The 7,378-nt window shown below is 48.7% G+C and carries 7 protein-coding genes; all 7 read right to left on the reverse strand.

What is annotated here, in order from left to right; genetic code table 11:
- Positions 1-208 (reverse strand): hypothetical protein (locus WJQ40_RS03120; protein WP_337537861.1); only part of this gene is annotated, 208 nt, incomplete at its 3' end.
- Positions 209-260: 52 nt separating this feature from the next.
- Positions 261-1,820: an SPOCS domain-containing protein gene (locus WJQ40_RS03125; protein WP_337537862.1), complete on the reverse strand. Its 1,560-nt coding sequence runs from the start codon at positions 1,818-1,820 to the stop codon at positions 261-263.
- Between the two features lie 66 nt (positions 1,821-1,886).
- The gene (locus WJQ40_RS03130; RefSeq protein WP_118798322.1) at positions 1,887-2,792 is read right to left on the reverse strand and encodes a dihydroorotate dehydrogenase; all 906 of its coding nucleotides are present in this window, start codon (positions 2,790-2,792) and stop codon (positions 1,887-1,889) included.
- On the reverse strand, positions 2,792-3,577 hold the full coding sequence (locus tag WJQ40_RS03135) for a dihydroorotate dehydrogenase electron transfer subunit (RefSeq protein ID WP_337404287.1): 786 nt from the start codon (positions 3,575-3,577) through the stop codon (positions 2,792-2,794). The genes WJQ40_RS03130 and WJQ40_RS03135 overlap by 1 nt, the downstream gene beginning before the upstream one ends.
- Before the next feature lie 52 nt (positions 3,578-3,629).
- Positions 3,630-4,940 (reverse strand): dihydroorotase, encoded by a 1,311-nt coding sequence (locus WJQ40_RS03140; RefSeq protein ID WP_337537863.1) that lies wholly within the window; start codon positions 4,938-4,940, stop codon positions 3,630-3,632.
- A 122-nt stretch (positions 4,941-5,062) separates the two neighbouring features.
- Positions 5,063-6,382: a GHKL domain-containing protein gene (locus tag WJQ40_RS03145; RefSeq protein ID WP_337537864.1), complete on the reverse strand. Its 1,320-nt coding sequence runs from the start codon at positions 6,380-6,382 to the stop codon at positions 5,063-5,065.
- On the reverse strand, positions 6,379-7,101 hold the full coding sequence (locus WJQ40_RS03150) for a LytTR family DNA-binding domain-containing protein (protein WP_262572300.1): 723 nt from the start codon (positions 7,099-7,101) through the stop codon (positions 6,379-6,381). The genes WJQ40_RS03145 and WJQ40_RS03150 overlap by 4 nt, the downstream gene beginning before the upstream one ends.
- Between the last annotated feature and the right edge of the window lie 277 nt (positions 7,102-7,378).

The following is a 7,378-nucleotide window of genomic DNA, read 5'->3' on the forward strand; positions in this document are numbered from 1 at the left end:
CTTTTCTTCTCCTGTGCCCCGCTTCCTCGGGTTTTTCTTCTCTCTTCCCCTCCTGGCGGGGCACCATGGCTTCTTTTCTTCTCCTGTGCCCCGCTTCCTCGGTTTTTTCTTCTCTCTTCTCCTCCCGGCGGGGCACCACGACCTCTTTTCTTCTCCTGTGCCCCGCCCCCTCGGTTTTTTCTTCTCTCTTCCCCTCCCGACGGGGCACCACGACCTCTTTTCTTCTCCTGTGCCCCGCCCCTTGGATTTTTCTTCTTTCTTTATCGTATGATCAGAATCCGGTCACCAGCCTTGATCTCATTTCCGGGCATACCATTGGCCTCCCTAAGGGCTGCCACAGGCACATAATACCGCTTTCCAATATCCCACAGGCTGTCACCCTCCCGTACTACATAAACAGCCAGTGATGGCAGTCCCTCTATCTTCTCACTATCCAGCTCACTGGTAGTGATCTCTTCAATAATATCCTCTGTCCACGCCCGGTAAATATGTGCATGGAAAAATACCACACACTTGCAGTCCAGCTCGCTGCCCTCCACAATAGAAGCCGAAATCTGTTCCAGATCTGCATCCACCTGGAAGGTGCAGCTTTCATCAATTCCCTCTGCCTCCAGAACATATTGTACAGGCAGGCTGATCTTTCTGCAGTACAAATTTCCTTTCTCTGTACCATCCTCATACATCACCTGAAGCTTTGCTTCTCCAAAGAGCGCAATACCTCCCTCTGTGTATGCCGGCTCCTCAAGCTGGATCATTCCCCTTGTATATAAGACCTTTCCGGCATGTTCTTCCTCTGGAAGCGTCAGATGCTCTGCAAGCTTCATTTTCCCACTGCTCTTAGTCAGGAACCTCCGGAAGCTTCCTTTCTTCTTTTCTATACCCACTTCCTTTACAACACCATAAACATCCGACAGGATCTCAAGCTCTTCCTCTTCACAGGCATTGATCTCAAGATTCAGTACCAGCTCAAAAGTAAAAACCCTTTCCTCGCCATCAAAATCAGGCCGTACTGCCACCTCACGCACCTCTGACAGACAACAGATATCTGGAATCATGCTTTCCCTGGAACCATCACAATCCAGCGCTCCTGCAAAAGGGATCACCGTGTCATAGTGGCACACCTTTCCTTCCCCTTCTCCTCTGTACAGAAAGAAAACCCGCACTTCCCCCTGTACAGTGATCTTATCCTGCTGCATTTTGAATTCCACACCTGCAGGCTGGATATCATACCAGATCAGAGAAGCTATGTTAGGAAAGCTTCCCGGTATCTCTGCCTCTTCCTTCATCCTGAAAATATCCTTCTTTTTCATCACTGTTGTTGCCACAGATAAAGGCTTTTTCCGGTATTCAATCTCATTTGTTCCCGTTACACCACTATCTGCCACATCAACGGCCGCTTCTTCATCCTTCAGCTCCTCACATACCGCCTTCAGCATGACAAGCGCCTGCACATTGAATTTGCGTGAATTGATCAGTGTGGTAGTCAGATCCTCCAGCACCGCACCAACCTTCACTGAGTCACCCTCGCCAAGACCGGCAAGATAAATCTGCTCGTCAATGGGAACCTCCCCATCCACTACAGCTACACTTTCTCCTTCCTGATCGGTCGCATAAAGAATCTGGAACTGAAGCTTCCCCTTTATAAAAGCCCGATCCTCCCTTGCCCTGACCTCTTCTATCACTACATTTCCCTTATCCATGATGATCCGCACAGCGTCCGGTCTCACATCGGAAATATTATGATCCTTTTCTAAAGATGTCTCCATGGATGCGCTGCATTTCCGGCAATCCATATGTATGTTTCGTTTCAATAATTCCACAAAAATACCTCCCTGCGTATACTTATTCTAAATATATGACGCAGGAAGGTTCTTTATGACATTGCTTTATTCTCTGACTGCTCCGATCAGATCGGTCAGGTTTTCCACCTGATACTGCTTCATGTAGGCTTCAATTCCGCTTACCACTTCTTCTGTCAGGTAAGGATTTACGAAATTCATGGCGCCTACTGCCACCGCACTGGCTCCTGCCAGAATAAACTCAATCGCATCCTCCGCACTGGCAATACCGCCCATTCCGATCACCGGGATCTTCACTGCCTGACTTGCCTGGTATACCATACGGACTGCCACCGGCTTGATCGCAGGACCGGAAAGTCCGCCGGTCTTATTTTTCAGGGCAAAGGTTCTTCTGTGGATATCGATCTTCATACCTGTGATCGTATTGATCAGGGAAACCGCATCTGCACCGCCTGCCTGCGCTGCCCTTGCCATTTCTGCGATGTCTGTCACATTGGGACTGAGCTTCATGATCACCGGCTGCTTTGCCTTTGCCCTGATCTTCGATGTGATATCAAACAGACAGTCCGCCTTCTGCCCAAAGGCGATCGCTCCTTCCTTGACATTGGGACAGGAAACATTGATCTCCAGCATATCTACTGGTGCATCTCCCAGCTTTTCCACAACCTCCAGATAATCTTCCACTGTTTTTCCACAGACATTGACGATAATCTTCGTATCATACTTCTGTAAAAAGGGAACATCCCTGTCAAGAAATACATCGATACCCGGATTCTGCAGTCCGATCGCATTCAACATACCACCGTAGGTTTCTGCCACACGTGGGGTTGGATTTCCTGCCCAAGGCACGTTGGCAACACCCTTGGTCACCACTGCGCCAAGCCTGTTCAGATCCACAAACTCACTGTATTCCATACCGGAGCCAAAGGTACCAGATGCTGTCATAACGGGATTTTTCAGTTCTACTCCTGCAATCATTACTTTTGTATTCATCAGATCTCTACCTCCCTGGCATCAAATACCGGCCCGTCTGTGCAGATCCTGGCATTATTCACATGGGAATGGGCGTCCTTTTTCGTTGTCTTGCAGACACATCCAAGGCATGCACCCACACCGCAGGCCATCCGCTCCTCCAGCGAAATATAAGCATCACAGTTCTTCTCTTCTGCATATGCCTTGATCGCCCGGAGCATCGGCATGGGACCGCAGGCCATGATCACCTCTGCCTCCACCTGATGCTCTCTCATGGCATCCAGTACATTTCCCTTTGTACCGACGCTTCCATCCTCTGTTGCCACAAGGACATCTGCATAAGCTTCAAATTCATCCTTCAGGAAAAGCTGTGCATCCCGGTAGCCCAGAATAACGGTGACCTTCTCTCCCTGTTCATGAAGCTCTCTTGCCGTCTCCAGCATGGGAGGAATTCCGATTCCTCCGCCAAGAAGCACGGTTCTTTTTCCTGCTGCTCTGGTAAGATCATATCCATTGCCAAGAACACCGAGGATTTCCACCTCATCCCCTTCCTGATAGGAAGAAAATTCCTTTGTCCCCTTTCCTGCGATCCTGTACACCAGACGAAGGCTTTTCTCTTCCCTGTTGACCTCACAGATACTGATCGGTCTGGGAAGCAGAGTGCTTTTATCCTTCGGATATACCCCTACGAACTGTCCGGCTCCTGCCTCATCTGCAAGATCTGTCTGGATCTTCAGGTCAAAAATATTTTCCGCCAGGGCTCTCTGACTGAGCACCCGTCCGGTTACCTTTGCTTTTCTGCTCATTTCCTGTCTGTTCCTTTCTGTATTCTTGCGTGCATACCTGTTTCCCATCACTTCACGCTTCTTCCCGGTACACTATACTGCCTCCGCAAATGGTCATTTTCACTACACCTGGCAGTGTCTCTCCAATAAACGGGGAATTCTGCGATTTGGATAAAAACCGCTCTACACGGAAGTTCTCTGTATCCTTAAAGAGTACCAGATCCGCCACTTCCCCTTCCTTCAGCCGTCCGCCTGGAAGCTGATACAGCTTTGCCGGTGCAAGACTCATCCGTTCAAAAAGCTGCGGGTAGGTCAGATATCCTTTTCTCACCAGTTCCCGGATTGCAAGCGGCAGAGCCGTTTCCAGTCCGAGGATCCCGCTTGGCGCTTCTGTAAGCGGCTTTTTCTTCTCATCCCTGCTGTGCGGTGCATGGTCTGTAGCGATCAAGTCGATCGTTCCATCTGAAAGTCCCCTGCAGATCGCCTTTCTGTCCTCCTCCTCACGGAGCGGAGGATTCATTTTCGCCAGTGTACCCTTTTCCAGCACAGCTTCCTCTGTCAGGGTAAAGTGATGCGGCGTTGCTTCTGCATGAATATCTGCTCCTGCTGCCTTCGCCTTTCTTACCAGCTCTACCCCTTCCTTCGTACTGATATGCTGGATCACAACTTTGGCTCCGGTCTTTAGGGCAAGGGCTGTATCCCGTCTGATCAGATCGATCTCCGCATCTCTTGGAGATCCCTTTATACCAAGCGCTTCTGCTACCTTTCCTTCATTGATTCCATTGTTCTTGATAAATGCGGGATTTTCCTCATGGAAGCTGATAGGCTTACCCAGTGCATGTGCCCTTCTCATAGCTTCCTCCACCAGTTCCTCAGAAAGCAGCGGCTTGCCGTCATCGGTAAATCCTGCTGCCTCCTTAAGGCTCTCCATATCCACCAGCTCCTTTCCCTGCATGCCCTTTGTCACGGTAGCACAGGAGCTGATCCTGATCCCGGTCTCTTTCCCTCTGGCAAGTACATAGGAAAGTGTCTCCTCATTATCCACACAGGGCTTGGTATTGGCCATCAGCACGATACCTGTATAGCCGCCCTTCTTCGCCGCCTGTCCGCCGCTCAGGATATCCTCCTTATAAGTAAAGCCGGGATCCCGGAAATGCACATGGGTATCGATCAGCCCGGGTCCGGCCAGAAGCCCTGTGGCATCTATGATCTCTGTCCCGTCCGGTACCTCTGCCTCTGCTTCCTGTCCGCCTTCTGAAAGTCCAGCCTCTTTCTCTTCTCTTTCCACGATTCGTGCGATCTGTCCATCTTTTATCCAGATATCGCCCCGGAAGGTTCTCTGCCCTTCCGGATCGATCAAAGTTCCATTCCGTATGATCAGCATATTTTTCCTCCTGTATCTGCGTCACTCCCCTGTATCATATTATTATCAGTATACTCATTTCTGCTTCTTCCCACAAGCATTGATTCAAAAAGGATCTGGCAATGAAAAGTCTGTCTCCGGAATCATCCACGTAACATGACTTTTGCCAAAAAAATACCGTCCTTATAAGAAAAAGCACTGGCACCACCGGTTTTTCTGGCAATATGCCGTACTGACTGGATACCGATTCCACTGCCTTTTCGTTTGCTGGACTGGAACACCTCATTCTTTTCTTTAATAACACCGTCAAACGCATTTTTCACCTCTATCAGAAGCAGTCGTTCCCCGTGTACATACGCAGTTACCTCAATCTGCCTGTGGTCCGGTGCGGTACGCAGACTGGCTTCCAGTGCATTTTCCAGCAGATTCGAAAATACCAGACACATATCAATCTCATCAACCGTAAGCTTTTCCGGCAGATCGATCTGCAGGCAGAACGGTATATTCTCCCTTTTTGCAAGGCTGCAGTAATATCCAATCACACTGTCTGCTGCACGGTTTTCACAGAAGCTCATATCCAGGTCTGGAATCCGTGAAACAGTTTGTGCCAGATACGTTTTCAGTCCTTCCAGATCACCCTCTTCTGCCAGTGCGGAAATCCGGTTCAGATGGTGCCGCATATCATGCCTTGCCTGCCTTGCTTCCTCAATGGCCGTTTTCAGATTCTCATACCGTTGCTGCTGCATATCCAGCAGCTGATTTTCCCGCTGCAATCTGGCATTTTTATTCAGACTGGCTGCCATCATCAGAAAAACCGTATAAAAACAGATCAAAAGGATAAGCAGGGTGATGCCAAGAACGATGTACCCCTGAAGAACCCTGCCGACATAAAGTGTGTCCTGATAGCGTGGAATCATAAAAAAATTACATACAATGAAGATAAGTGGCAGAATCCAGAACACATACCATGTCCTGGCGAAATTGTCATCTTCCACCATCGTACGTGCCGCATGGTCAGCCGGATAATACGCAGCAGCTGTTGCAAGCCAGCAGATTCCATGATAAAAGACACATGCCCACAGACAAAACCATGGCTGTGGCTGCACCGCCTGTCTCTGGATCAGGATAACCGCATTGACTGCTCTGGCCAGACTGTTCATACAGGCAAACAATGCACAGACAGAAAGTGCGATCGTTCCGGATTTCCAAATGGAGATCCGAAGCACTTTGATATACAGAATGACCACAATCAGTACAATCAGTATAAGCACAACAGCTGTGGAAATATGAAAATGCCAGCAGAATATTCCTCCACCGATACAGAGGCTCAGCACCAGTGGCCCCTGCCACAGTGCAAGCTTTCCCGGAGGCTGCTTTAAGCCGGACTTCACCGGAAAATATGCCAGCAGTAAACCGGGAATCACAACAGATAGCTCAAAAATTGGACGAAGTATATTTATCATGACTGATATCCCCTTTGCAGCAGGAATTCCATAAATGCCTGTCTGGCACTTTTCAGAAGCTCCTTATTGACATAAATCCGGCTTCCATCTTCCATGCAGAAAGCCTCATTCTCAAAATCAGAGGCATGCTCCAGATTGACGATCACTCCACGGCCGCATATAAAAAAACGGGATTCTTCTTTCAGCTTCTCCGTGAATGTTTTGAACGTCTGGCGTGTGGAAATTGTTTTTCCTGCCGTAGTATGTACATTGATCATATGCGCAAAATGCTCGGCGTAAATGATGTTATGGTAGCCAAGCCGGATATCGCTGCCACCCACCTTCAGCTCCATATATTTGTCAGGATATGGATTTCTCGCAAGCATCTCATCCGTCAGCCGTTCCAGCTCTTCTGTGGAAAATGGTTTGACCAGATAATGCATGGCCCGCACCTGAAAGCCTTCCAGTGCGTGATCTGTAGAAGTTGTAGTAAAGACCAGCATACAGTCCGTATCCATCTTCCGAAGCTCTCTTGCTGCATCCATACCACTCATGCCGTCCATATAAATATCTAAAAATGCGGCAGTAAACTGCTGTTCCTTTTCCGCTGCAAGAAATGCCTCCCCGCTCTCATATTCCAAAATCTCCGCACATACACTGCGAAGGTTCAGTATCTTCTCAAGCCGTAAGTGCAGCGATGCACGTTCCTTGGCAAGGTCATCCACAATTGCAATTCTCATATTGGTCATACTCCTTTGCACAGACTTCCAATATGATTATACCATGAATCCCCAGATCCGGGTGCTGTGTTCAAACCGGATTTCATTCCAGAATCTGCTTTTTCATGCCAGAATCCGCTCTTTCGTGCCAGATGTCTTGTAAACCCTGCTGGTAATCGTATACTGAACAAAGAATTTATCAGTGAAGCGGGAAGGGAGGCGTACCGTGTACCGAATTGTCATACTGACAGGCCAGGAATCACAGAAATCGTTTTTTACAGAGCGTATTTTCAAATTC

The sequence above is a fragment of the Suilimivivens sp. genome (genome assembly GCF_037359455.1).
In the GTDB taxonomy this organism is placed as follows: Bacteria; Bacillota; Clostridia; order Lachnospirales; family Lachnospiraceae; genus Suilimivivens; species Suilimivivens aceti.